Here is a 25,440-nt window from a genome sequence, read left to right on the forward strand (position 1 = left end):
CGGTTCCCTGATATTGCCCAATCTCACCGAAACGGTGAATTGTATATAAACCTTAAAAGGAGGAAATTTATGAAAAGAAAGCTTTCACTTTTATTAATTCTTATTATGATGGCAACAACAGTTCTTGCGGCTTGCGGCAAAGCTGACACTAATAAGAACAACGGCAGTAACGGTACTAACAGCGGCAGTGATGCCGGCACCACAGACACACCTTCTGAATCAGCAAAACAGCTGGTAGCGCAGATCGGTCCTAACCCTGAAACTCTTGATCCTGCTCTTAACAGTGCTGTTGATGGTGGTAACATGCTATTATTCGCATTTGATACCCTGTTAGCAATTGATAAGGATAACAAGGTTATCCCCGGCGCTGCTGAGTCTTATGAAGTAAGTCCTGACGGCCTTACCTGGACATTTAAGCTCCGTGCAGGGTTAAAATGGTCTGATGGCTCTCCTTTAACAGCAAATGATTTCGTATACAGCTGGAAACGTGTTGCTGACCCTGCTACCGCTGCTCCTTATGGCGAGACAGTACTTGGTATGGTTAAAGGTTATGCTGAAGCTGCTGGCGGCGACATAGACGCTTTAGCAGTATCTGCACCTGATGACACAACATTTAAAGTTGAACTTTCAAATCCTTGCGCATATTTTGATAAGCTTGCAGCATTCGGTGTATTAAGCCCCGTAAATAAGGCAACAATCGAAGCGAACGGTGATGCTTGGGCTACAAAGCCTGAAACATATATCAGCAATGGTCCTTTCTATATCACTGAGTGGGTACCCAGTTCCTACATCCTGTTTACTAAGAATCCCAACTACTGGGATGCTGCTTCAATTAAACTGGATTCCATTAAGCTTCTTCTGATTGAAGATCCAAATGCTTCATATGGTGCTTACCAAAGTAGTGAAGCAATGATGATCAAAGATGTTCCTACAGCTGAAATTCCTTCACTGCAGGGTAATCCAGAATTCCACATTGATCCTAATTTAGGAACCTATTATATTGATCTTAATAACACACTTGATCAGTTTTCTGATCCGAAAGTACGTCAGGCCTTAAGCCTTGCAATTGATAGAAAATATGTAGCTAATACATTAATGCAGGGAACCTATACTCCTGCTACTAACTTCATCGGTACTGGTGTTGTAGATTGGGATGGCAGCTACTTTATGGATAACGCTAACGGCGGAGCTCCTTATATCAACATTGAAGATCATGCCGGAAACCTTGCAAAAGCAAAAGAACTTATGAAAGAAGCCGGATATCCTGACGGAAAAGGGTTCCCGGTTATCAACTACTCCCTTAATGATACCGGTTACCACAAGGTTGTTGCTCAGTATTTACAGCAGGCTTGGAAAGAGCTTGGAGTTACTGTAAATGTTAACGTTGTTGAGTGGGCTTCCTTTACTCCTATGCGTCGTGCCGGAGATTATGAAGCAAGCCGTGACGGTTGGGTGTTCGATTACAATGATCCTTCCAACATGCTCGACCTTATGGTTAGTACAAATGGTAACAATAATGCCAAGTACAATAATCCTGCATATGATGAGTTAATGAAGAAAGCAGCTGCTGAGACAGATCCTAAGACTCGTTCCGGATATCTGCATGAGGCAGAAGATTTAGTAATGGCTGAAGCTGGTATTATTCCGGTTGCTTATTACAATGACTTCTATCTTCAGAGCTCAAAAATTACAGGTTCCTGGCATTCTCCTTATGGATACTGGTACTTCCAGTATGCTGATATTACAGAATAATCTATAATAGATAAAATTGTATTATCGGTTTCCGTAACTGGAATATTAAAAGAATATGTAATGATATAATAATAGAAAAAGAGAGTATTCCTAAAAGATTTGAACTGACCTCCTATATGTTAGATTTTTAGTCTGACTTATGGGGGCAGTTCATTGGTTAGGGATACTCTCTTTTTAATCCATTGCTTTGCAGACAGCCAGTTATGCCTTACTGCCTTCGCTTACAGAAGGTTTTACCCGCTTTAACTTATAAGTATTAAATGTGCGTATTATAATAAAGGCAGTATCACATGGGACCAGAAATAGGAAAAGGGCATAACCAATACCATGGCAGGAAGCATATTGGCTACCGGAAAGGACTTTATACCTGAGATACGCAAACCGGTTGCAAGCATCAGGATACCACCGCAGGCTGTAAAATCATTTAGCATTTCTTTCGTGGTCAGCGGCAGAATAAAAACTGCACTAAGAAATAAAATAAAAAAGATGATGAACTGTGGAATACAGACCAGGCAGACAATAAATCCGAGACTGGCACCGAAAATAGCAGCAGTAAAAAAGTCCAGGATAGATTTGGAAATTAGTATGGTGTGGTCTCCTGTCATACCGGATTGCAGAGATCCGAAAATACCGGTTCCGCTGGCACAGAATAATACAATAATACTTACGAGTTTTTGAAGGAGCTCCTCCTTGCCTATACTATCGCTTTTAAGGGAAAAGATTCTGGCGACAGGAGCCTGCACCTTACTGGCAGCCAGACTTATACCGTGCTCCAGACGGATTATTTCTCCTATTGCAGTACCGATGATAACAGCAAAAATAACCGCTGGCAGGTTGGTTAAATTAACAATAGAAGCAATACCCATTGACATGGAAGCAACACCAAAGATTAAGGTCAGGTTGTTTCGCAGCTGCTCGGGAAGTTTATTACCCAATAAGACGCCTGAAGCGCCGCCTGTGAGTATTGCCAGGCTGTTCACGATAATTCCGATTGGCATCTTGTTATACCTCTTCTTATTTAGATTATGTCCGAAACACAATTATCTGCTGTAATTTATCAGGACAATAAGAATACTATGAACTGTATTGTTACTATACAGTCAAGTAAAATCTAAAAAATATCTATAATTTTCTCACAGGTATTTGAAGACAGCAATAATCCACCTCATTTTCTGAGGTGTAGAAGGTAGCATCTAACAAACAGACATCAAGTACGTCGCCAATTATCTCATAATGCTGTTTATGTATCCACTCTTTAAGGAAACGAAAATCCTTCTCATCATATGGGAAAGAGTATTTATACATACATGCAAAGGTAGTGCCGGGAATATCCTCGATGCCGGAAATATTAATAAAACCGGGGATATCTTCCTGTGTGTCAGGAAGGACTATAAAGATACCTGCGTCCTTATAAAAATCCTCCGTACCAAAGCTGCTTTGCCGGATAAGTGTGCCAAAACCATTGGAGGGCAGGATGCGGTAATCATATAGCAGATTCCAGCCCTTCATCAGTGTAAGACGAAGTATATCTTTACCGGGCTTTGATGGAAAAGGCATATACAGGACTTTTCTGGGAGGGAGGGTTTTAATAATTGGTGTGTTAAGAATATGACTCACCCGTGTATCTTCATAAAAGTTAATTCGCTGCTGCAGGAGCATGCTGGTTCTGTTTAACTCCTGTATTTGCTCTTCAATTTGATTTCTTTGCCTTTCTAATAGATTAATCACCGAATCAGGGTTTCTATTCTCAATACTGTTCTTAATGTCCTCCAATTTTACCCCTAACTTTTTAAGAAGGCAGATTTCCCTGAGAAAGGGTATCTGGTATATGCTGTAATAACGGTAGCCATGTTCGTTAACATATACTGGTTTTAACAGATCTATATGATCGTAGTAGATGAGTGTTTGCCTGGTAAGATGATGCAGCTTGGCCATTTTGCTGATTGAAATAAATTCTCCATCCATAATAACCCCTTTCGTGAATATCAGATTGAACCTCGACTAAATTAGTATAGCATAGATATTGTCAGCAGAACAGGATTTACCGGAGTTGGTCAGCGGTAAATCCCAGAAAATATTCACAAAATATCCTGTAAATTAAGCAAAATTAGCAGTTAAAAGTAAAAATCCGCACACCATAAAGGTTTCTATTCACAATGTCGAGATATGTGATATAATGTATTAAAATGTCATGCTGATAGTAGGGTATCAGATGAAATCTTTCATGGGAAAGGGAGTTAAAGATGAAGAGCATTAGAACCAAACTTATTTTATTTACTGTAGCATTAGTCTTTGCCGTAATAACCGGAGTAAGTGTATTATCAATTCTCAGTGCGCAGACTGCATTAACAAAGACAGCTGAAAAGACCATGGAGGCAATGGTCGAGCAGGGAGCAGAAGTAGTTGAAAGTAAGATCAACTGGCAGCTTTCGGTTCTGGAAACACTGGCACAAAATGAATTCCTCACAGATGACACACTGAGCAATGAAGAGAAGCTGGCACGTTATGCAGCAGCAATTGAGAAGAACGGATATCTCAAAATAGGCATTGTAGATCTGGAGGGAAATGCAATTTTTAGTAACGGCACCAATTCAAATGTAGCTGACAGAGATTATTTTGCCAAAGCAACAAAAGGGGAAGCCAATGCCTCAGATCCTCTGATGAGCAAGAGTGAAGGCATAATTGTTGAAGTTTATGCAGTGCCTGTCATAAAAGGCGGACAAGTAACAGGAGTACTGACAGCCTTAAAAGACGGCAGTGAAATCAGCAACATAGTAAATGCAATTACCTTCGGTGATACCGGTAAAGCATTTATGCTTAACAAAGACGGAGTAAAGATTGCACACTACAACCAGGAATTAGTGAATAAGCAGGATAATGACATCGAAAATGTGAAAGAAAATCCTGACCTGAAGTCTCTTGTAGAGCTGGAGAAGAAAATGGTTGCCGGTGAAGCAGGTCACGGTAATTATTATTATACGGGAGTAGATAAATTCATGGCATATACTCCGGTAGGAGATACCGGCTGGTCTTTGGGAGTTACAATAGAAAACAGTGAGCTGCTCTCTGAACTTACCTGGCTCACAGCTGTCTGTATCGTACTGGCAGTTATCTTCCTGATAATCTCCAGTGTCCTTATTTTCATTATCTCCGGCAGTATTACCAAAGGCATTAAACTGGCAGTAAATTATATGAAGCCAATCGCTCAGGGAGATTTCACAGTGAAGATCAGTGAAAAGCACTTAAAGATAAAGGATGAAGTAGGGCAGATGTTAAACGGCCTTGATTCCATGCAGGAGTCTTTAAAAGAAATGCTTGGACTTGTTATTGTCAACTCTACACAGATAGATGAAGACGCAGAAAGCTTATCTGCTGTATCCCAGGAAATGAGTGCCTCTACCAATGTAATGACAAATTCGATTCAGGAAGTAGCAAGAGGTACTATTTCCCAGACAGACGCGTTAGCTGAAATTACAGAAGGTATCAGTGTATTTGGCTCCAATATAGACAGAATAACCGCTGATATCAAAAAAGTAGACGGCAATGCAGGGGAAATCTTTAACTCCTCTCAGGAAAGTAACGAAAAAATGCAAAGCCTTGCAAAATCAGTTAATGATTTAAATGTTGCCTTCTCCAAGTTTGAGGGAGGCATTGCAAATCTTAATCAGAATATCAGTAAAATAAATGAGATTACGAACTTGATCAATTCCATATCCGAACAGACCAATCTGTTATCGTTAAATGCGGCAATTGAAGCTGCCAGAGCAGGGGAGTCGGGTAAGGGCTTCGCAGTAGTGGCAGAAGAAATACGAAAACTTGCTGAACAGTCCAGAGCTTCTGCAGTTAACATTTCAGTATTGATTGATGACATACAAAAGGAAGGCGAGACTATGATGGAAACTGCCGGTTTTGTAAGCAGTGAATTCACGAACCAGTCATCAGCTATTGAATCAACGCTTATATCCTTCCATGCAATTATAGAAGCAGTAAATGAAATCCTGCCTAAGATCGATAGGGTCAATCAGTCTGCGAACTCTATAAATTCAGAGAAGAATGATATTATGAGCAGAATTGAAGAGATCTCTGCCGTATCAGAGGAGACCTCTGCTTCCTCCGAAGAAATCTCTGCCTCCACAGAGGAAATCGCAAAGTCCACGGAGGATGTAGCCGCGTCTGCAGTTAATTTAGGGAACCGGACAAAAGAGATGAGACAGGCAGTCTCAAGATTTAAGATATAAGTATATAAAAATTTATTACAACAAAACTGCAAGGCTCCAGAACTTTTCAACTCATAATGGAACAATTAATTTGTTGCAATATGTAAAGACAAGTACTGGAGCTTTCTGTGCCTTATAGAAAAGGCAGATTGCTTCACCTGAAATGCTGGTGGTGAAAAAGTACTTTGCAATCCGGTAACTAGATGTTAAAATACATCTATTAAAGAAAACAGAGGAAAGGCAGCGGGTTAAGGCGTGTAGGAAGTGCTTAAACATACTTAATTAATTACCCGTGCTGCAAAACAGTTGGGAGTCAGATATGAGAATTGCTTATTGTGACGATGAAAAAGTTCAATATGTATATTTAAAGGAATTAATAGATAAGTGGGAAATAAAGCAGGAGAAAAAGTGTGAAATCAGTGTATACCAGAGTGCTGAGGAAATGCTCTTTGAGAACCAGGGGAACTTTTCCTTTGACTTTATACTGTTGGATATTGAAATGGATAAGATGAATGGAGTAGAGCTGGCAAGAAATATCAGGCAGGTAGACAAGCATGTGACAATTGCATTTCTCTCCAACAGCAAGGAATATGTATTTGAAGGATATGAAGTAGGAGCTGTAAGGTATTTATTAAAACCCCTTACAGAGACTCAGTTATTTCCTTTGCTTGACCAGGTTCAAAGTCTGCTTACAAAAGAGGCAGATTATATTATTATAATGGTGGACAGGGAAAATATCAAATTAAATACTGAAGCTATAAACTATGTGGAGGCCTTGGGGCATTACGTAAGAATTCATACAACAGATAAGGTTTACGAGGTGAAAATGAATATGAGTGAGATGGATAAACAGCTGAAAAAAGCCTTTGTCCCAACCCATCGTAGTTATCTTGTTAATCTTAACTGTATAGAAAAAATAACCAGAACAGAATGTATTATTAACACTAAAGAGACAATACCTATCAGCAGGAATTCTTATACTGCCGTTAACGAAGCGTTTATCAGATTCTATAAGGGAGGACTGGACTGATGTCTATCATTTTGGAGATTCTGCCGGTAGCGATCATGTCTATCTACAGTTCCTTTCAATGCATCAAAGGTAAGGGGCTTGGATATATGTGGCCTTTAGCTGTGATTCCCCTGTTTACCGGTGGTATATGGTTTGTACTGGATAAGTTACTTCATACAGAATTTGCAAGCCTTATGGTAATGGTGTGCCTTCTGTTGTTTTCCTTTGAATTATTTCATGTAAGATCCCGCAAAATGTCTGCCGTCTATCATTTACTATTTTACTTAGCCATAGCGGTAGTGGCGGGAGGCGCTGTATATTATAGACAAAGTATGGTTATAAATGAATATATATTATTACTGCTGTATCTGCTGACGGAAAGCAACAGCCGCTATTTAAAGAAGAGCTATGAGGAAAGCGCTACGCTGTATCAGAACCAGCTGTTAGCAAAGCAAGTGGTTGAAGTTCAGAATATCTACATGACTATGCGTGGCTGGAGACATGACTATCATAACCATTTGCAGACCCTGAAAGCACTTTTGAAATTAGGGCAGACAGAGGAGGCAAACAGTTATCTTAACAGACTGGAATCAGACCTTGACAGTATCAACCACCTGATAGAGTCCGGCAATGTACATGTGGATGCGATTCTTAACTCAAAGTTATCACTAGCTTTAAAAGGTGATATAGAGATTAATTATAAGGCAGAGGTACCCGCTGTATTAACCGTATCGGATATTGACCTGTGTGTGCTGATTGGAAACCTCATAGATAACGCTGTGGAATCCTGTGAGAAAATGGAGGACAGGGCAGAAGGCAGATTTATACGATTTTATATCGGGGTTCTTAAAAAGCAGTTATATATATCCGTAACGAATTCAACAAGTGAAGTTATCCGAAAACTTGATGAAGACTATATCACCACCAAAAGAGGAAATCATGGACATGGATTGAAGCGCATCAACAATATTGTTGAGAAGTATGAAGGATATATTAATCGAAAAAATGAACCGGGGGTCTTTGTAACCGAAATAATGCTTCCGCTTTAGTATAACCAGTTTAGTAGTATTCCAGTGGTGCACGAAAATTTACCATTCGTGCACTTTTTTCATACCTGCCGGGAGAATATGATAATATGACAGGGTAAGTGCGAGGTAAGAATTTCTTCCTGGGAAGGAAGTCTGGTATGAATGCGGATTACATTGATTCCGGGCTTTTCTTCCAAACAAGCAGTTGTTATTAAGAATTAGCCGTCAGGCCTGAATGGAGAGAGAATATATGAATAAAAGTAAATCGCCTTATTCCCTGTTTAATAACTACCGTTTTATGCTTTCCGGTATGTGGAATTATGATAAGTCCTTAATTGGTTACGGTATTGCAGAAGTCATCTTTGGAGTATTGATGCCACTGGGAGCTGTAATTGTTCCCTCTGTAGTAATCGGACTTCTGGAAGACAAAGCAGGCATTGATGTATTTATAAGAAACATAATAATTTTATTTGCAATCTACGGAGTCGTTGCAGCCATACAGGCATTTCTGACCTCCAGAAACAGAAATCAGTACATTGATATCAGAATGATGTTATTTTCACACAGGCTGTTCAGCAAATGTATGGGTATGGATTATCAGCTGTATGAAAATGAAAGTGTCAGAGAAGAAAAGGAAAAGGCTCTCAGGGGTACTTATACAAATCAGCAGGGCATCGAGGGCATTATGCATCATAATGTGAAACTTCTCACGAACCTTTTAGGGATGATAGCTTATGCTGCAATTATCGGAGTAATCAATCCTGTAATACTTCTTCTTCTGGTGGTAATATCACTGGTTCAGATGTTGGTATATAACAGAGCCAAGAGCTATGAGCACAGTAAAAAAGATGAAATGTCTAAATTAAATGTTACACAGAAATATCTGCAGGAACAGGCCTTTGACCTAAAGGCAGGAAAAGATATCCGTCTGTATCAGCTAAATCGGCTTATAGACAGGGTATATGACAAGACGAACCGCAGCCTGAAAAATATCAAAACGAAGATACAGGGAGCTTATTATGCCAATGATGTAGTAGAAGTAATCCTTAAGTTTGTCAGAGATGCTGTCTGTTACGGATACCTGATATATCTGTTGATGAACGGGCTGAAAGTATCCTATTTCGTGTTATACATCGGAATTGTAGGAGGCCTTGCTACCTGGGTTATGAAGATTACCGAGGAGATATCAAAGATAAGCAGAGATTTACTGATGATATCAGATTTCAGAGAATTCATCGACATAAAAGATGAGTTCCGGCACAAAGGAGGGAAAGAAATTACGGAGGAAGATACCGCTTTTGACATTGTTTTTGATCACGTATCCTACCGTTATAAAGGTGCTTCTGATTATGTTCTGAGAGATGTAAGTTTCCATATGAAAAAAGGAGATACCTTTGCGCTGGTTGGTATCAATGGAGCGGGTAAGACCACTCTTGTTAAGCTGATGTGCGGTTTCTATCAACCCACAGAAGGAAGGATACTCATCAATGGAGTCGATATGAAGGAGCTGAATATCGAAGGCTATTTCAAAAAGATAGCAGTTGTGTTCCAGGACTCTAACCCATTGTCCTTTACCATAGGAGAAAATATCAGCGGAGAAGAAACGAAGTATATTAATAAGGAAAAGCTTAATAAAGCACTGGAGTTGTCAGGCTTAAAGTCCAAAATAGACAAGCTGGAGAAAGGCACGGATACCTATTTGAATAAAGATATGGATGACAGCGGTATACAGCTGTCCGGTGGTGAATTGCAGAAGCTGATGCTTGCAAAGGCTTTATACAAAGAAGCCAGGCTTCTCCTACTGGATGAGCCGACGGCCGCACTGGATGCGATTGCTGAGAGTGAACTCTATGAAAAATATCAGGGACTGCTGAAAGGAAAGACCTCTCTGTTTATCTCCCACCGGCTGGCATCCACCAGGTTCTGTAATCATATTTTATTTCTGGAGAACGGACGTATTGCAGAGGAAGGAAACCATGATAGCCTAATGGAGCAAAAAGGAAAGTACGCGGAAATGTTTAATGTACAGAGCCAGTACTATAAGGAGGAAGAATATGAAACTGAAGAAAATCTGTCATGATTTTTACAGCTTTTTAAAGCTGATTCAGACCGATCACCCAAATATCCTCTGGATAATGATACTCGGAGCGTTAACCGGAGCAGTTCAGCCTTTTGTACATCTGGTTTTCTATGGAAGAGTTCTGAACAAAGTATTTGAAGGGAAATATAAAGAGAGTATTACTGATATTGCAATCTTGTTGATTTCAACTTTAGTATTAAATCTTATCAACAAAGCCTGCAGACAGTCTGTTACAGTATTGAAGGAAACCTGTGCAGATACCATTTTCCTAAAGACTGCGGATAAGGCCTATACCATGGAATATGAGGTCTTTGAACGAACAGAGACCATGGATGCCATCAGACGTGTTCAGACTGGTGAGAGCAGTACAGGGGGTATCGACGAACAGATTCAAAGTATGTACAACCTGATTGAGAAAGGATTTGCTATCCTTTTATCCTTTGCTTTTGTAATATCATTGTTTGCTCAGGTGGATTCAAGCAGCAGTAACTTCTTTAACTCTCCCTGGTCCTCTGTACTGTTGGTCGTTATATTTGGTATTGTAATGTTCATATCCCTCAAATTATCCGGTAAATCCTATAAAAAGTATTATGAGATGGGAAAGGCAAATGAACATTTCAATTCCCTGGCAAACTATATGGTTGCAATCATGAACAATTATCAGTATGGAAAGGATATTCGTATCTACAGCATGCAGGAGCTGGTAGGACACTATTTTGGTAAGATCATGACCAGTGTAAACGGCTTTTACCTGAGATGGGGTATTACTGATGGAAAGTACACAGGGGTTATCGTATTTCTTACCCAACTGACCTCGGCTATGGTGTATATCGTAGTGGGAGGTAAAGCAATCTATGGAATAATAAGTATTGGTGCAGTCTTTATGTATGCTGGAGCCATACTTGAGCTTACCAGTTCTATCAGCACCGAAATAATTGAATTTAATAATTTCAAATACAGGGCTGAGTATTTAAACAGCTATACGGAATTTATCAATAGGCCCAATGTCAATTATACGGGAACCTTACCGGTTGAAAAGCGTTCTGATGGAGATTACGAATTCAGCCTTGAAAATGTCAGCTTTCAGTACCCCGGTACGGCGGATAAGATTCTGGATAATATAAATCTCAAATTTAATGTAGGAGAAAAATTTGCTATTGTGGGAAGAAATGGGGCAGGGAAGACAACCTTGATCAAATTGCTATGCAGACTCTATGATCCAACAGAGGGAAGAATACTCTTAAATGGGATTGATATAAAATACTATGATTATGCAGAGTACACAAAGATATTTTCCGTAGTCTTTCAGGATTTTAAACTGCTGGCTTTACCTTTAGGAGAGAACCTCTCCTCCGGAAGTGAAATAGAGGAAGAGAGAATGTGGCAGGTATTAGAGAAGTCAGGTATGAAGAAAAGAGTGGAACTTATGCCGGACAGACTAAATACCAGATTGTATAAGAGCAATGGTGTAGGAGTTGAAATATCAGGCGGAGAGGCACAGAAGCTGGCAATTGCAAGAGCACTTTATAAGGATGGGCCTTTTGTAATACTGGATGAACCTACAGCAGCCCTTGATCCATTGTCAGAAGCTGAGATTTATGAGAATTTCAACAATATGATAAACGGAAAGACAGCAATCTATATATCCCATAGAATGAGCAGCTGTAAGTTCTGCAATGATATCATTGTCCTTGATGGCGGTAAGGTCGCTGAGAGAGGAAACCATGAAAAATTGTTAAAGCTGGAAGGTATTTATGCTTCTCTCTACAACGCACAGGCACAGTACTACGCCTGATTTCAGGAGATGTTTTCCGTACCTGGCTAAGAAGTATATTAAGCAGAACAATGGCAATATCAAAAACGATACAGATTTGTTTTTGCTATTGCCATTTTGTAATTATTTGCTATAATAGATATAACTATTATTAAACTTACGGTATGAATTACCTTAGAAGGGAATCCTTATGAAATCTTTAAAGGCAGTAGATCGCAAACGTATCTCCGCGCAGAGACCACAAATTAGTGAATCGGCGATGCTTTGCTCGGAGATCTGATATTTTAAGTAGTCGATGTTAAGATATAGCAGGATAAATCACAGGCAGCCGCCGGTGGTTTAGTTGGTGTACCTTTTCATCGTATTTCTTTTAATTTCAGACAGGGATTTCTTTGAAATCTTATTGCAGCAGGTTAGCCTGCTGCTTTTTTTATGGTCTTTGCTTCATCTAACTTACAAACATGATTAGAGGAGCAAAGTTTATGAAATATATTAAGGCCCAGGAAGTGCTGCCTGAGGAAATCATTGAAATAATACAACAATATGTCAGCGGAGACTATTTATATATACCCTGTAAAGAAGGAGACAAAAAATCCTGGGGTGAAAAGAGCGGTTCCAAAAAGATGCTCAGAACGAGAAACAAAGAAATCTATCAAAAGTACCTGACAGGACGGTCAGTGGAAGAATTATCTGAGGACTTCTTTCTTTCCGAACAAAGCATCCGTCGGATCTTATGCGAGGAGAAGAGGCGTGCTCAAGTTTGATACAGAACAGTTCTGGCGATAGAAAACCCATGTGAAAAATTTTATAATCTAAATATAGAAACCAGTACGCCAATATTAATGAACTGATTATTAGGCTGATCTAAAGAACCAGTCACTCCTTATTCGCTGTATTGGATATTAAACGGTTATAAAGAAAGGAACACCCACATGGCATTAAAGCCCCACAGAGGTAAAACATTAAGAAATCTTCCTTCCAGAGGAAGGGGAACCTGTCCCTTATGCAAGACCACAAGGATTAAGGTATTATATCCGGTTATTGCCGGAGACGGAAGCAAAACAACAGTATGCAAGAGATGCAGAAATAAAAAAGTAGCAACTGTTGACAACTTGTAATTGATTTGAAATAAGCCAGGGAAGCTGTTACATTTCAAATATTGTTATTAAAAAGAGCCCTATGGATTTCCAACATAACGACTTCAGAAACATGCTGATTTTATATATTGTATTGTACAATTTATAGATTGCATCTACAATTTTGTACCTTTACAGCATATAAAATCGGTAATGTTCCTGAGAGAGTTGGTTGCGGGAAAACCGTAGGGTTCTTTTATTCCTTTACCAGTCTCATTTTACGGTACCTCCTTCTATGAATAAGACATACAGGTGTCTTTTTCACTTTGTTATAATACAAATAAAAACAGGAAGCGGCTGTAAAATGAACGGCCATATTCTGCATATCAGGAGGAGAAGATGAAGCCACTATTTAGAAATGCAGATTGCATAGAGTTATATGTTTCAAATCTGGATGATGGTATAAGATACTATTGTGAGAGTATGGGTCTAAAGCGGTTATGGAAGACTGAGACTATGGTGGGATTAGGAATGGAGGAAGGTGTAACAGAGGTTGTCCTTCAGACGGAACGAAAGGAAATGTCAGTTGATTTTAAAGTGGCTTCCGTGCCAGAAGCAATTGAAAATATTCTGAACGCAGGGGGGAGCGTCATACATGGACCTTTTGAGATCGCCATAGGAAAATGTGCGGTTGTCAAAGACAGATGGGATAATAAATATGTCATATTGGACATGACGAAAGGAAAGTATGTAACAGATATAAATGGAAATGTAACAGGTGTACGTAAAAATGAGCTTTAAAGATAAGAGAGGGCTGCTGATAAGTTTTTGGCAGTTCTTTTTTGTTACGAAAATGTAATTTTGATATTTAGTGTTTAAAATTACCTGGGCTGGTATTTTTTATTCTGGTGCATGCTTTTGACCTTAAAGGAGATGCTAAAATCAAGTAACGACATCAAAAAATAAAGAGGCAGTTAAAGTAAAAATTACAAAGGATTTAAGCGGAAATAATAATGATATTATATAAGGTATTATAATTAGATATCTGTAATTTTTATACTTTGAAAATTATAAGTCTTCCTTCAATATAATAGCAAATAGAAGGGTATTAAGTTATCTGATGCAGCATAATCCCCCGTGTTTATGAGTAAGCCGGATAAGAGGAAATATGCTGTTTCAGATTTTTTTTATTTAGGTTGGAAGAACTATTTGAAAAGTTAGAATAATGTGTTATAATAGAAGAAAATAGTATTAATTGATAATAAAAATTAATAAAAAAGGTAAAATCTGTATTTATTTTACTATTAAGACAGATTATAAATACAGTTTTATAAATTAGTTTTAGTAATACATGATACAAAAACAAAAGATTCAGAAAGGAAGAAAAGGATGGAAGTAACAATTCTGGAGGAATTATTTCAAAAAATTTCAGAAGTAACAACTGTAGAGGATGTCGGTTATCACAGGGTAGAAGAAGGCCGGCTAAAGCCCTTTTATAAAACACAGACAGATATACTTGGAATTGAAAAATGGAAAACAGTACATGGACAGAATCCCGTATATGTTAAGGATACCTTCATATTAAGGGAGATTACTACCAAAAAGCAGCCGATTGAAATCTATGACACCAAAAATGACACCAGATCAGCGGATGCTTTTTTTCTTTTTGGAATTGATAGTATTATGATAATTCCGGTTGTAAGAGAGGATGAGGTGAAAGCCATTATTTGTATCGCTTCTATCGGAAAATACCACCAGTTTACCAAAGAGGAAATGGAGACTTGCAGTAAATTGGCAGATGACTATTTAAAAAATCAATATTAATTATAAGAGGGAGTTACAAATGAGGATAGCTAACGGGATTTTGGAATTCTTGAAAAAAGCAGGAGTGGACTATATATTCGGCATACCAGCAGGTACAATCAGTCCGCTTTTTGATGCATTAAACGACGTTTCAATTAAACCTATTGTTGCCAAGAACGAAGGCGGTGCAGCTTACATGGCCGCCAGATATGCCAGCGTCAGCGGAAAGCTTGCGGTTTGTATGGGTGCAGGCGGTGTCGGAGCGAACAATATGATGAACGGTGTGGGAGATGCATTCAGGGCCAAAGCGCCTGTTCTGTTCCTTACCGGTTATGTTCACAGATGGCAGATAGGGAAAGGGGCCATCCAGGAACTTAATACTGAAGAGATCCTCAGACCAATTACAAAATACAGTAAGACGGTATTAAAAGAAGAGGATGTAATGAAGGAGCTTGAACTGGCTATAAAGACAGCCTTGACAGTTCCCATGGGTCCTGTATTTTTATCTGTTCCCATTGATATTCAGCTTGCCAGCCTGCCTGGGGAAGTTCCGGATTTTACAGCGCCGGTATATGTTTCAGCGTCAGATGAAAATAAGAGTTTAGAAGAAGCCTGCAAGGTAATAGAGGAAGCAGGGAAAGGACTTATCCTGGCTGGTAAAGGCGCAAGAGGAAAATCGGAACTTATAAAAGAAATAAGTGAGCACCTGCAATGGCCGGTTATTACAACACCGGAGGGTAAAGGTGTAGTATCAAAGGATTTCCCTCTGAATCTTGGCAATTATGGTTTTGCAAGTACAGATGCTGCTTCTGCTTACGTAAATGACCCTTCTGTTGACTGCCTGCTTATCCTTGGAACCAGTTTGGGAGAGAATGCAACCAATAACTTCAGTAAAGCCTTAACTGAGGGTAAGAAGGTTATTCACATTGACTGGGATAAGAAAGAGCTTGGAAAAGTCTATGAGACGGATGTTAAGCTCTGTGCCGATTTAGAGGTGGCTTTACCTTATCTTATACAGAATACCAAAGCAGCTGAGCAGACAGGCTTTGAAAGAGGGAAAATTAATAATCCCGTGGAAAAGGTAAATACGGGAGTTAGCCTTAAGGAGTTCATGGAACAGCTGCCGGAGTATATGCCTAAGGATACTTATTATATGGCAGATATGGGCGAATTCATGAATTATGCCTTTAAATATCTTTCTATACCGGAAGGCGGAGACTTTGAGACCAATTTGAATTATGCCGCCATGGGTTCTGCAATCGGTGGTGCAGTCGGTGTACAGGCAGCTTATCCTGAGCGAAGCGTAGCGGTATTTGCCGGTGACGGAGACTTCTTTATGAATGGAATGGAAGTACTGACTGCAGCGGAATATCAATTACCCATCGTTTACTTTATTATAAATAATGCAATGTTAGGTTTTGTAGAACATGGACATAAGTTCCTGTTTGAAAGAGTAGTTGACGGCTTTTGCCAGAAGAGAATCAGCATAGCTGATATGATGGCGGCCTGCGGTCTTAAGACAATGGTTATTAGCGAGAACAGTCAGATAACAGAGCTTCCGGGATTCTTACAAGAAGCGAAAGGACCTGTAGTCGTAGAAATTATTACTGACGGCAGTGAGCCTGCACCGAACGGAGACAGACTGAAAGCCTTACAGAAACACAATTAATATAAAAAAATAATATGCTTAAGGAGGACATGATATGTTAGAAGGAAAGGTAGCATTAGTAACAGGAGCATCCAGAGGTATCGGCAGAGCGATAGCAGTAAAGCTTGCAAAAGAAGGTGCAGATGTAGTTATCAATTATGTAAGCAATGAAGAATCCGCCCTTAAAGTACAGGAAGAAATCAAGAGCTTTGGAAGAAAGGCATATATTTTCCGTTGTGATGTGGCAAAAAGAGAAGAACTTGAGGCTCTGGTTGACTTTACAATCGAAAAGCTTGGAAAGATTGATATTCTGGTTAATAATGCAGGTATTGTACGTTATAATACCATAACCGGAATGACTGACAGTGAATGGAGTGACGTAATAAATACCAACCTGACCGGTATGTTCAATCTGTGCCAGCTGGTAGCACCCCATATGATCAAACAGAACTCCGGTAAAATCGTTAATATCAGTTCACTTGCAGCCGTTAAAATGCTTCCTGCCTCCTATAGCTATACTGCCTCAAAAGCAGGAGTTGCAGCCTTTACCAAGGTACTTGGTACAGAACTTATTGCAAATAACATCAGTGTTAATGCAATAGCACCCGGAATTATTATAACAGATATGCTGGATACCTTGGGAGATGCAGCAGAAGCCTATAAGCAGCAGGTACCTGCAAAGAGATTCTGTGAAGCGGAAGAGGTGGCAGAGCTTGCATACTTCCTGTGCCAGGATATCTCCAGATATATCGTAGGCCAGACAATTGTAATTGACGGCGGTCTGTCTTTATAAGACTGCGGTTAAATAAAATTTTACTATTATGTAAAATTGTGTATTAATAATTTGACTTTTGAGCAAATTGGTGTATAATCTTATTATGCGAATAGACATGATATGACATAATATAGCAAGATATTTAGAAATATAGTGTAGAATTACAAATTATGCAATTTATTTCTATATCCAAATTAATTGAAAATAGCAAACCCTTCTAAAGATGGGGACGCAAAGCCACGAGTCTAAGGTGAAAACTATGATAGTCGGGTTGCCGTAGTTAATATTAGCCATTTGTGGGGTATCAACTACAAATGGCTTTTTTAATGCTATAGAAACAGCTTATAATTGCAGGAGGACTTGAAAGTGGAAATTTTCAGAGAAAAAGGCTTGAAAAAAAATGTTTTTATCACTAGTTTAGCCGTTTTATCAGGCAGCATTGTTCTTGTAACCGCAGGCGGATTTTTTAAAGCCCAGTCATTGTTAAATAAAGAAGGCAGTACCTTAAGCCTTCTGCTTTTTATGGTTATCTTTGCAGTAGTAATAGGGGTAGCAGCTACCCTTTGCCTTGCAATTTTACTGAACCAGAAATTGCGAGAAATTGATCTGGGTAATGTGACAGAGACGGCATACCAGGAAGTCGCGGCAGCCGCTGAATCCACAAGAACGCAAGGTCATCTTCCTGCAGGCATAAAAGAATTTATTGGCAGTGTAAAGGATTCTGTCGATGTCATAACCTATTCGACCAGTGAGTTAAAACAATCATCAGCTGAAATGAGTGATATTTCAAGCAGAGTTACACTATCTATAACACAGTTGGCAGAAGGCGCAACGCAGCAGGCTGAATCAACTGAAAAAGGAAGTGTACGCATTAATAATATTACCGAGATGATACTTTGTATCGGTGAAGATATGGCACAGTCCGATAAAGTTGCTGACGGAGCAATCAATGCCATGGAAGAAGTGAAAGGTTCCATCAAATTCCAGGAAGAAAAAATGGCTGAGAACAAGATTCTTACTGAGAATATGCGGGGAGCAATTACAGACTTAATGGACAAGTCCAAAGAAATCGGTAAAATATTAGAGGTAATAAAAGGCGTAGCACAACAGACAAATCTGTTAGCTTTGAATGCTGCAATTGAAGCTGCAAGAGCAGGTGAACACGGAAGAGGTTTTGCCGTTGTATCTGAAGAAATTCGTAAACTTGCAGAACAGTCAGCGGAATCCGGAAAGCAGATTACAGAAATTATAAACGATGTACAACAGGGAATTGAAAATACAGTAATGCAGATTACCAAAGCCAATGATCTTTCTCAGGAACAGGAAAAGGCCTTCGAGAAGACAGTGGCTTCCATATCTGATATATCCGATAAAGTATATTCTATCGGCGTAAAAGTAAAAGCTGCCTATAATGCAACGGCCACTTTAACAGAAGATGCAAAAGAAGCAGAAGATATGATTGCAACAGTTGCAAGTATATCCGAAGAAACAGCTGCCGGAACAGAAGAGGTTTCTTCCTCCGTTGAAGAGCAGAATAGCCTGATACAGTTAGTTGCAGAATGCTCTAAAGAAATGTATAATATTGCAGAGACATTAAAGCAGCAGTTAGTAGAATTTGATCAATAACAATCTGTAATTTTTTCATCGCTTGTCACAGAGGTTATCTCTGTTTCAACAATATAATATTTTACTCAGGAGGAAAATTATTATGATGATTACACACCCAAAGGGGCTGTATACTATTAATTACGATGTTGAAAAAAGACTGGTATTTGAAACACCCGTAGGTTCTTGGACAAAGGAAGACTATATTGAATATCATAGTCAGTATGAAAAGGTTATCGGACCTGCAATGGGTAATAAACCTTGGGTAAGTGCTGCTGACTTAAGAAAATACAAAATGTCCGATCTTGGAGAAGTTATGGCTAAACATGCTGACTGGCTTGCAGATAATAATCTTGCCGCTACAGCCTCCATCGTTGACAGTGCAATTGTAAAAATGCAGATCAACAGAGCTATTTCATCTAAGTTCCCTCAGCAGGCTTTCTTAAATGAAGAAGAAGCTATGACCTGGTTAATGTCAAAGCTTTAATTATAACCTTCCCTATTGCGTATTGATTTTTAATCCCTGACTTCCCATACATACCGGTGAAATTTCTGTTAAGAAATTTCACCGGTTTTTTATTGCCATAATATACTTTTGGTGTTTCTATAAGATGATTTATCTGCAATATAACAATTACAATCTATTGAATACCATTGCATATAAAAGGACAATCTATCCTCTAGTAATGTATTAAAAGATAAATATATTAATGTTATATCTGCGCTGCTCATGGCTTTAGCTTATCAGCTGCTTCAAGTAGCCACTGCTGCATGGAGCTTATGGTTATTGCTAACAGAAAAAACCAAGCATAACTTTTTAAAAAGCCGGTTACAACCCACTGAAAAGAACCTGTCTGGTAATTCACATAAAATACCTGAATATGAAAAATCACAAAATTTAGTAATTTTAAGCTTGACATAAATCTAAGTTTGTTATACTATAATAACAGTAATGATTACTAATATTAGTTATTAATAATAATTTATCAATAAAATCAAAATCTTAGGAGGAAATAATTATGTCATTAATCGGAACAGAAGTAAAACCATTTGTAGCACAGGCATTTCGCAACGGTAAATTTGTAGAGGTTTCAGAAAAGGATTTCAAGGGAAATTGGAGCATCATCTGTTTTTACCCTGCGGATTTCACTTTCGTGTGCCCAACAGAGCTGGAAGATTTACAGAGCAATTACGACACTTTCAAGAAACTGGGAGCGGAAGTATACTCCGTATCAACTGATACCCACTTTACACACAAAGCTTGGCATGATACCTCTGAGGCTATCAAGAAGATTACCTACACCATGATCGGTGATCCTTCCCATACCATCTCCAGAAATTTTGATGTCTTAATTGAAGCTGACGGACTGGCAGACAGAGGTACCTTTTTAGTTGACCCGGATGGAATTATTGTAGCTGTTGAGATCAATGCAGGCAGCATCGGCCGTAATGCGGATGTACTGGTGGATAAGATTAAGGCAGCCCAGTATGTAAGAAACAATCCCGGTGAAGTGTGCCCTGCCAAGTGGAAAGAGGGAGGCTCAACCTTAAAGCCCAGCCTTGATCTGGTAGGAAAGATCTAATTAATCTGGCATTGCCGATAAGCATGTACTATGGGAAGTCATTTTAAGGAGGAAGAGTGAAAGAAAATGATAAATAGAAAGGATGCCACGTGGAGATTCTTTCACTCTTTTTTATTTGTGGCAGTATCGCAGGCAGGCCTGCGATATGCAATGGGTATAAAATAATGCTGGATAAAGATATACGAAATCAGCTAAGTGAATATTTAAAGCTCCTGGAAAGCGACCTGCTAATTAAGTTAAGTGTCAGTTCTGATAATATTTCAAAAGAGCTGGAAGACTTTGTGAAGGAAGTAGCTTCTCTTTCAGAAAGAATAGATATAGAGCCGGTAAGCCTTGCAAGAACTCCCAGCTTTCAAATCTGCCGTAAAGGAGAAGAAAAGGGTCTTACCTTTGCAGGGATTCCCTTAGGGCATGAATTTAACTCCTTTGTACTGGCACTTCTTCAGGTCAGCGGCAGACCTCCTAAAATAGAAGAAAAAGTAAAGGAGCAGATCAAGAACTTAAAGGGCGAATACCATTTTGAGACTTATATCAGCTTAAGCTGTCATAATTGCCCGGAGGTGGTGCAGGCCGCCGGTATTATGAGTGTGCTGAATCCTAATATAACTCATACCATGATTGATGGAGGCGTATTTAAGGAGGAGGTTGAGTCTAAGAATATTCTGGCTGTTCCGGCACTTTATCTGAATGGTGAATTTCTGGCAGGCGGAAGAATGACGGTAGAAGATATCCTTTCAAAGCTTGGCAGTTTTCCGGAAGCTTCGGAGCTTGAGGAGAAAGAACCTTTTGACGTGCTGATAGTTGGGGGCGGTCCTGCAGGTGCCAGTGCAGCAATCTATGCGGCAAGAAAAGGCATAAGGACTGGTATCGTAGCAGAACGCTTCGGTGGTCAGGTGCTGGAAACTATGGGTATAGAGAATCTTATTGGGATTCAATATACAGAAGGTCCAAAGCTGGCGCAGAGTCTTGAGGAGCATGTAAAGAACTACGACGTAGATATTATAAAGTCCCTTCGTGCGAAAGGTCTTAAGAAAAATGAACTCATTGAAGTAGAGCTGGAAAATGGCGGTGTACTGAAAAGCAAGGCGGTCATCTTAAGTACAGGTGCCAGATGGAGAAATGTAGGAGTTCCCGGAGAGGCAGAATTTAAGAACAAAGGTGTTGCTTATTGCCCTCATTGTGACGGACCTTTATTCAAGGGCAAAGCAGTTGCAGTTATCGGAGGCGGTAACTCGGGTATTGAAGCAGCCATTGACCTTGCAGGTATTGCAGAGAAGGTTATTGTACTGGAGTTTATGCCGGAATTAAAGGCAGATGCAGTACTGCAGGAAAAGCTGAACAGTTTAAAAAATGTAACCGTATATAAGAATGTACAGACAAAAGAAATAACGGGTACAGATAAAGTAAACGGTATAACTTTTACCGACAGAACCACCGGCGAGGAACAGCACATAGAACTACAGGGAGTGTTCGTACAGATAGGACTTGTACCAAACACTGACTGGCTTGGTGATACAGTTACCCGTTCCCGTACCGGTGAAATTGAAGTGGACATTCATAATAACACGAATATCCCGGGGGTATTTGCAGCCGGTGACTGTACCAATAGTCCATATAAACAGATTGTGATTGCAATGGGATCGGGAGCCAATGCGGCATTGAGTGCTTTTGACTACATTATCCGCAATTAAAGCAAGCAGACTACGGATATTTAAGACACTACTTTTATTGGAGTAGTGTCTTTTTGTTGGATTTCATACAAAGCTATTTTATATAATAAGTTTTCAAAGTGGGTAAGGAATTAGGCTGATAGAAATAATATTTTCCTGCGTGGGAATGACATGAATTTCTGACGGGACTGGAATATTTTCACAAGGAAATCTTAATGAATATTAATAGAAAAAGAGTGGTCTATTTATACTGTTTCATGATAAAGTAATAGATAAGTTTTGTAAATTAGTATATAGATTGAAAAGAAGCCGGCGACCCGGTGGAGAGGAGGCCATGCCATGCTTGCATTTGCTTTGTTTTTTCTACTGATTTTCCTGTTCTGCGGAATTTATTTCTTTGTAATTGTATCTTATTCGGGACTCGGCACAGCTTTTTTGTGGTTCTGGCCGGCACTGGGCGGATTCTGCCTTCTGCTTAGCCTTTGTTTCTTATTCCTGCATCTTCAGCATATTCCTGTTCCAAAGTTTATCCGATATGGTTTTCTGGTGATATTTATCGCTGTGGCCGGAAGTTTTATCTTTGTTGAGGGAAGTATACTGATTGAAGGGAAGAAGGAGGCTTCGCCTGGGGCGGATTATGTAATCGTATTAGGCGCGCAGGTAAAAGGAAGCATAGTATCCCGTGCATTAAAGAATCGGCTGGATACCGCTCTGGTTTATCTGAATGATAACCCCGAATCCTGTGTAATCGCAGCAGGCGGACAAGGAAAAGGAGAGGACATTACGGAAGCCCTGGCAATGAAGGAATATCTTGTTGCCGCTGGGGCAGATAGTAGCAAGATAATACTTGAAGATACTTCTGTTAATACTTATGAGAATCTGCGTAACAGTAAAGGTATTATTATGACCAGAGAAACAGGTCAATCCATTGAGAGTACGAAAAAAATCGTAATAGTTACCAATCAATTTCATGTTTACCGTGCTGTAAGACTGGCAAAACAGCAGGGGTTTGAGCAGGTCAGCGGATTCGGTGCACCAAATGATGATATGCTGACCATCCATTACTATGTAAGAGAATTCTTTGGAGTTGTAAAAGATACGTTCTTTGGTAATATGAGATTAAATTAAGAGGACAGGCAAGCTGTAAAAATCTGCAATATATATATACGATGCAGATGATTTTACAGCTTGTTTTTTATTCCACAAAAGATGTCTATAAATTCTTTATAAATTGAAAACAATTCTACTGTAATACAATTTCTTCTGTAAAACAATTTCCTATGATATGCTTAAACTTCTGCCCTGTTCTTTTCCTTCTTCCTTGATATAAGTCTGAAAGCAGTAATTAATACACCGGCAAGGCATATTAGAAAAGCTGTCAGGTATACGATTCGCATGGCAAAGATAAAGGCAGGAGTTCCGGCTGCAGCAATATCGCTTACATGGTAACCTAACTTTCCGCTCATGGACTGATATAACAGAGTAGTAGCAAGGGTAATACCAACAATCATTCCCAGGTTACGGACCAATGCGCTGATACTGCCTCCGATACCAAGCTTGTTCCTTGGAAGCGTGGACATTACAAGAGAGGTATTTGGTGACTGGAACAGTGCATTACCAAAGGACATAATTGCAATATATACTCCCATTACCACGTAATTAGGAGCAGCGTCCAGGGTTGACAGGAGCAGGAGGCCTGTACTGGTAAGTCCTAACCCAACCAGTGTCAGGATCTCCGAGCCAATCTTATCGGAAAGATGTCCGCTAATGGGTGCTGTCAGTGCAAGCACAAGAGGATAAATGGACAGGAAAGCACCGGCTCTTCCGGGAGACATCTGTAAAGCATCCTGCAGGTAAAAAGGCATTATGATATTGGAGCAGAAGATGGCAATAAAGCTTATAAAGCTACAGATCAAACTGATTGTAAACCATTTGCTCTTAAATAAAGATAATTCCAGCAAAGGCATTTCCAGCCGTTTCTCCCTTCGCAGGAACAGGAGGAAGAAGGGAAGGGAAGCAACCAGACATATAATAATAACCGGTGAACCAAAGCCCAGTTCCTGAACTTGTCCAAGAGCACCAAACAGCAATACGATAAAGGCCATAAACAGTACGGAACCCGGAAAATCTACTTTTTCTTTTACAACCTTACCGGCCTTTGGCAGAAGCTTTAGGGATAGGATAATAACCAGGATTCCAACGGGGATATTAATCCAGAAGATGTATTCCCACTTGGTATAATCAACAATAAATCCACCCAAAGAAGGACCGACAAGAGAACCTAAAGCAACAAAAGTACCATTGATGCCAAGTGCTCTGCCTCGTTCATTGGCAGGAAAGACCTGAGTAATGATACCCTGGCTGTTGGACATTAACCCGGCAGCACCAATGGCCTGAATTACTCTGGATACTAATAACATAAGGAGGGTACTTGAGATTCCGCATAGAAGAGAACCCAGTGTGAATACTGCCAGGCCTACCTGGAATACGCGTGTTTTACCATAGATATCCCCAAGTCTTCCGAAGAGCAGCATAGTAGCAGAAACAGCTATAAGATAGATACTAACTACCCAGGCAACCGCACCGGAGGTAACCTTAAGGCTCTTTGACAAGGTAGGTAAAGCTACATTTACAATACTTCCGTCCAGAGTGGACATAAAAATTGACAATACAATAACAATTAAAATGCCCCACCTTACTTTTGGGGGCATAACGGTCTGATTTTCCATAATCTTCATCACCTATTTTTCTTCAGCTTTTTCCAGAATAAGGTCTAACATGCTGTATAATTCTTCTAGCTTATCTGCGGGAATATCAAGAGTAATCTGATTGATCCAGCTGTTTAAAACTTCTTTGATAATTGGTATAACTGCTTTGGCTTTTGCCGTCAGGTATAACTTACAGGCTCTCTGGTCTTTATTATCCTGTATTCTCTCAATAAAACCAAGGCCTATCAATTTCTGAACCGTCCTGGTAGTCATAGCCTTGTCCACATGTGCCAGCCTGCTAAGCTTCTCCAGGTTAATACCCTCTTCTTCACTTAACAGCATGAGAAAAGGGTAGGAGCCGCTGCTTAACTCCAGAGGCTTTAACCTGCTATCCATATGCTGCTGGGTACATTTTGATATATGACTTACACGTTTACTCAAAGAATTATTTACATTCATAGTTTACCCTTATTCTATAAAGTATTTAGTAATTTGAGTAATTATAACTCTGGGAAAATTGATTTGTCAACTTTATTGTGAAAAAATAGACATAATTGCAAGCTTTTATGAAAAACCAGGATTAATGCAGGTCTCAGCTTACCTGAAACAGTATTAAGAGGCAATAAAAAAAACAGCAAAAAAACCATAAATATAATTGAGTTTTTTAGTGAAATATGATATATTTATAAATATGTAAAATAATTTAGATTTA

General features: G+C 39.4%; 21 protein-coding genes and 1 riboswitch. Of the genes, 17 read left to right on the forward strand and 4 right to left on the reverse strand.

The features are described 5' to 3' along the window. Positions 1–69 precede the first annotated feature (69 nt). Positions 70–1,752 (forward strand): peptide ABC transporter substrate-binding protein, encoded by a 1,683-nt coding sequence (locus BR73_RS0103475; protein WP_033164419.1) that lies wholly within the window; start codon positions 70–72, stop codon positions 1,750–1,752. A 269-nt stretch (positions 1,753–2,021) separates the two neighbouring features. On the opposite strand, the gene BR73_RS0103480 is transcribed toward BR73_RS0103475, so the two are convergent. Together BR73_RS0103480 and BR73_RS0103485 are read right to left on the reverse strand one after the other, a co-directional pair. Next, the gene (locus tag BR73_RS0103480) at positions 2,022–2,750 is read right to left on the reverse strand and encodes a DUF554 domain-containing protein (protein WP_033164420.1); all 729 of its coding nucleotides are present in this window, start codon (positions 2,748–2,750) and stop codon (positions 2,022–2,024) included. A 124-nt stretch (positions 2,751–2,874) separates the two neighbouring features. Beyond that, the gene (locus tag BR73_RS0103485; protein ID WP_033164421.1) at positions 2,875–3,717 is read right to left on the reverse strand and encodes a MerR family transcriptional regulator; all 843 of its coding nucleotides are present in this window, start codon (positions 3,715–3,717) and stop codon (positions 2,875–2,877) included. Positions 3,718–3,995: 278 nt separating this feature from the next. On the opposite strand from BR73_RS0103485, the gene BR73_RS0103490 reads away from it, so the two are divergent. From BR73_RS0103490 to BR73_RS27065, 16 genes are all read left to right on the forward strand, one after another. Continuing rightward, positions 3,996–5,990, forward strand: coding sequence for a methyl-accepting chemotaxis protein (locus BR73_RS0103490; RefSeq protein WP_033164422.1), 1,995 nt, complete (start codon positions 3,996–3,998; stop codon positions 5,988–5,990). A 298-nt stretch (positions 5,991–6,288) separates the two neighbouring features. Beyond that, entirely contained in the window at positions 6,289–6,999 is a 711-nt protein-coding gene (locus BR73_RS0103495) for a LytTR family DNA-binding domain-containing protein (protein ID WP_033164423.1), read from the forward strand. Continuing rightward, a complete protein-coding gene (locus BR73_RS0103500; protein WP_242860615.1) occupies positions 6,999–8,027 on the forward strand; it encodes a sensor histidine kinase in 1,029 nt (342 codons plus the stop codon). Before BR73_RS0103495 ends, BR73_RS0103500 begins: the two co-directional genes overlap by 1 nt. A 229-nt stretch (positions 8,028–8,256) precedes the next feature. Next, positions 8,257–10,086, forward strand: a complete 1,830-nt coding sequence (locus BR73_RS0103505) for an ABC transporter ATP-binding protein (RefSeq protein ID WP_033164424.1) — start codon at positions 8,257–8,259, stop codon at positions 10,084–10,086. Continuing rightward, positions 10,061–11,881 carry an ABC transporter ATP-binding protein gene (locus BR73_RS0103510; RefSeq protein ID WP_197032613.1) on the forward strand — a complete coding sequence of 607 codons (1,821 nt, stop codon included), beginning with the start codon at positions 10,061–10,063 and terminating at the stop codon, positions 11,879–11,881. Before BR73_RS0103505 ends, BR73_RS0103510 begins: the two co-directional genes overlap by 26 nt. Positions 11,882–12,342: 461 nt before the next feature. Next, the gene (locus BR73_RS0103515) at positions 12,343–12,624 is read left to right on the forward strand and encodes a CD3324 family protein (RefSeq protein WP_033164425.1); all 282 of its coding nucleotides are present in this window, start codon (positions 12,343–12,345) and stop codon (positions 12,622–12,624) included. A 168-nt stretch (positions 12,625–12,792) separates the two neighbouring features. Beyond that, positions 12,793–12,978: a hypothetical protein gene (locus BR73_RS0103520; RefSeq protein ID WP_033164426.1), complete on the forward strand. Its 186-nt coding sequence runs from the start codon at positions 12,793–12,795 to the stop codon at positions 12,976–12,978. Between the two features lie 357 nt (positions 12,979–13,335). Next, positions 13,336–13,737: a glyoxalase/bleomycin resistance protein/dioxygenase gene (locus tag BR73_RS0103525; RefSeq protein WP_033164427.1), complete on the forward strand. Its 402-nt coding sequence runs from the start codon at positions 13,336–13,338 to the stop codon at positions 13,735–13,737. A 588-nt stretch (positions 13,738–14,325) separates the two neighbouring features. Next, on the forward strand, positions 14,326–14,760 hold the full coding sequence (locus BR73_RS0103530) for a GAF domain-containing protein (RefSeq protein ID WP_033164428.1): 435 nt from the start codon (positions 14,326–14,328) through the stop codon (positions 14,758–14,760). A gap of 19 nt (positions 14,761–14,779) precedes the next feature. Further along, entirely contained in the window at positions 14,780–16,408 is a 1,629-nt protein-coding gene (locus tag BR73_RS0103535; protein WP_033164429.1) for a thiamine pyrophosphate-binding protein, read from the forward strand. Positions 16,409–16,442: 34 nt separating this feature from the next. Further along, entirely contained in the window at positions 16,443–17,180 is a 738-nt protein-coding gene (locus BR73_RS0103540; RefSeq protein ID WP_033164430.1) for a 3-oxoacyl-ACP reductase family protein, read from the forward strand. 178 nt (positions 17,181–17,358) lie between these two features. Beyond that, positions 17,359–17,441, forward strand: a riboswitch (cyclic di-GMP riboswitch). An 87-nt stretch (positions 17,442–17,528) separates the two neighbouring features. Beyond that, complete coding sequence (locus tag BR73_RS0103545; RefSeq protein ID WP_051684934.1) at positions 17,529–18,788, forward strand: methyl-accepting chemotaxis protein; 1,260 nt, start codon at positions 17,529–17,531, stop codon at positions 18,786–18,788. 82 nt (positions 18,789–18,870) lie between these two features. After that, on the forward strand, positions 18,871–19,254 hold the full coding sequence (locus BR73_RS0103550; RefSeq protein WP_033164431.1) for a hypothetical protein: 384 nt from the start codon (positions 18,871–18,873) through the stop codon (positions 19,252–19,254). Between the two features lie 532 nt (positions 19,255–19,786). Further along, positions 19,787–20,350: an alkyl hydroperoxide reductase subunit C gene (ahpC, locus tag BR73_RS0103555; protein ID WP_033164432.1), complete on the forward strand. Its 564-nt coding sequence runs from the start codon at positions 19,787–19,789 to the stop codon at positions 20,348–20,350. A gap of 161 nt (positions 20,351–20,511) precedes the next feature. After that, a complete protein-coding gene (gene ahpF, locus BR73_RS0103560) occupies positions 20,512–22,041 on the forward strand; it encodes an alkyl hydroperoxide reductase subunit F (RefSeq protein ID WP_033167039.1) in 1,530 nt (509 codons plus the stop codon). A 318-nt stretch (positions 22,042–22,359) separates the two neighbouring features. Beyond that, on the forward strand, positions 22,360–23,148 hold the full coding sequence (locus tag BR73_RS27065; RefSeq protein ID WP_051684935.1) for a YdcF family protein: 789 nt from the start codon (positions 22,360–22,362) through the stop codon (positions 23,146–23,148). 161 nt (positions 23,149–23,309) lie between these two features. On the opposite strand, the gene BR73_RS0103570 is transcribed toward BR73_RS27065, so the two are convergent. Both BR73_RS0103570 and BR73_RS0103575 read right to left on the reverse strand, forming a co-directional pair. Then, on the reverse strand, positions 23,310–24,749 hold the full coding sequence (locus BR73_RS0103570) for an MFS transporter (protein WP_242860616.1): 1,440 nt from the start codon (positions 24,747–24,749) through the stop codon (positions 23,310–23,312). Between the two features lie 12 nt (positions 24,750–24,761). Next, positions 24,762–25,187, reverse strand: coding sequence for a MarR family transcriptional regulator (locus BR73_RS0103575; protein WP_033164433.1), 426 nt, complete (start codon positions 25,185–25,187; stop codon positions 24,762–24,764). Between the last annotated feature and the right edge of the window lie 253 nt (positions 25,188–25,440).

The organism is Clostridium sp. KNHs205, assembly GCF_000702945.1.
Taxonomy (GTDB): Bacteria; Bacillota; Clostridia; order Lachnospirales; family Lachnospiraceae; genus Anaerocolumna.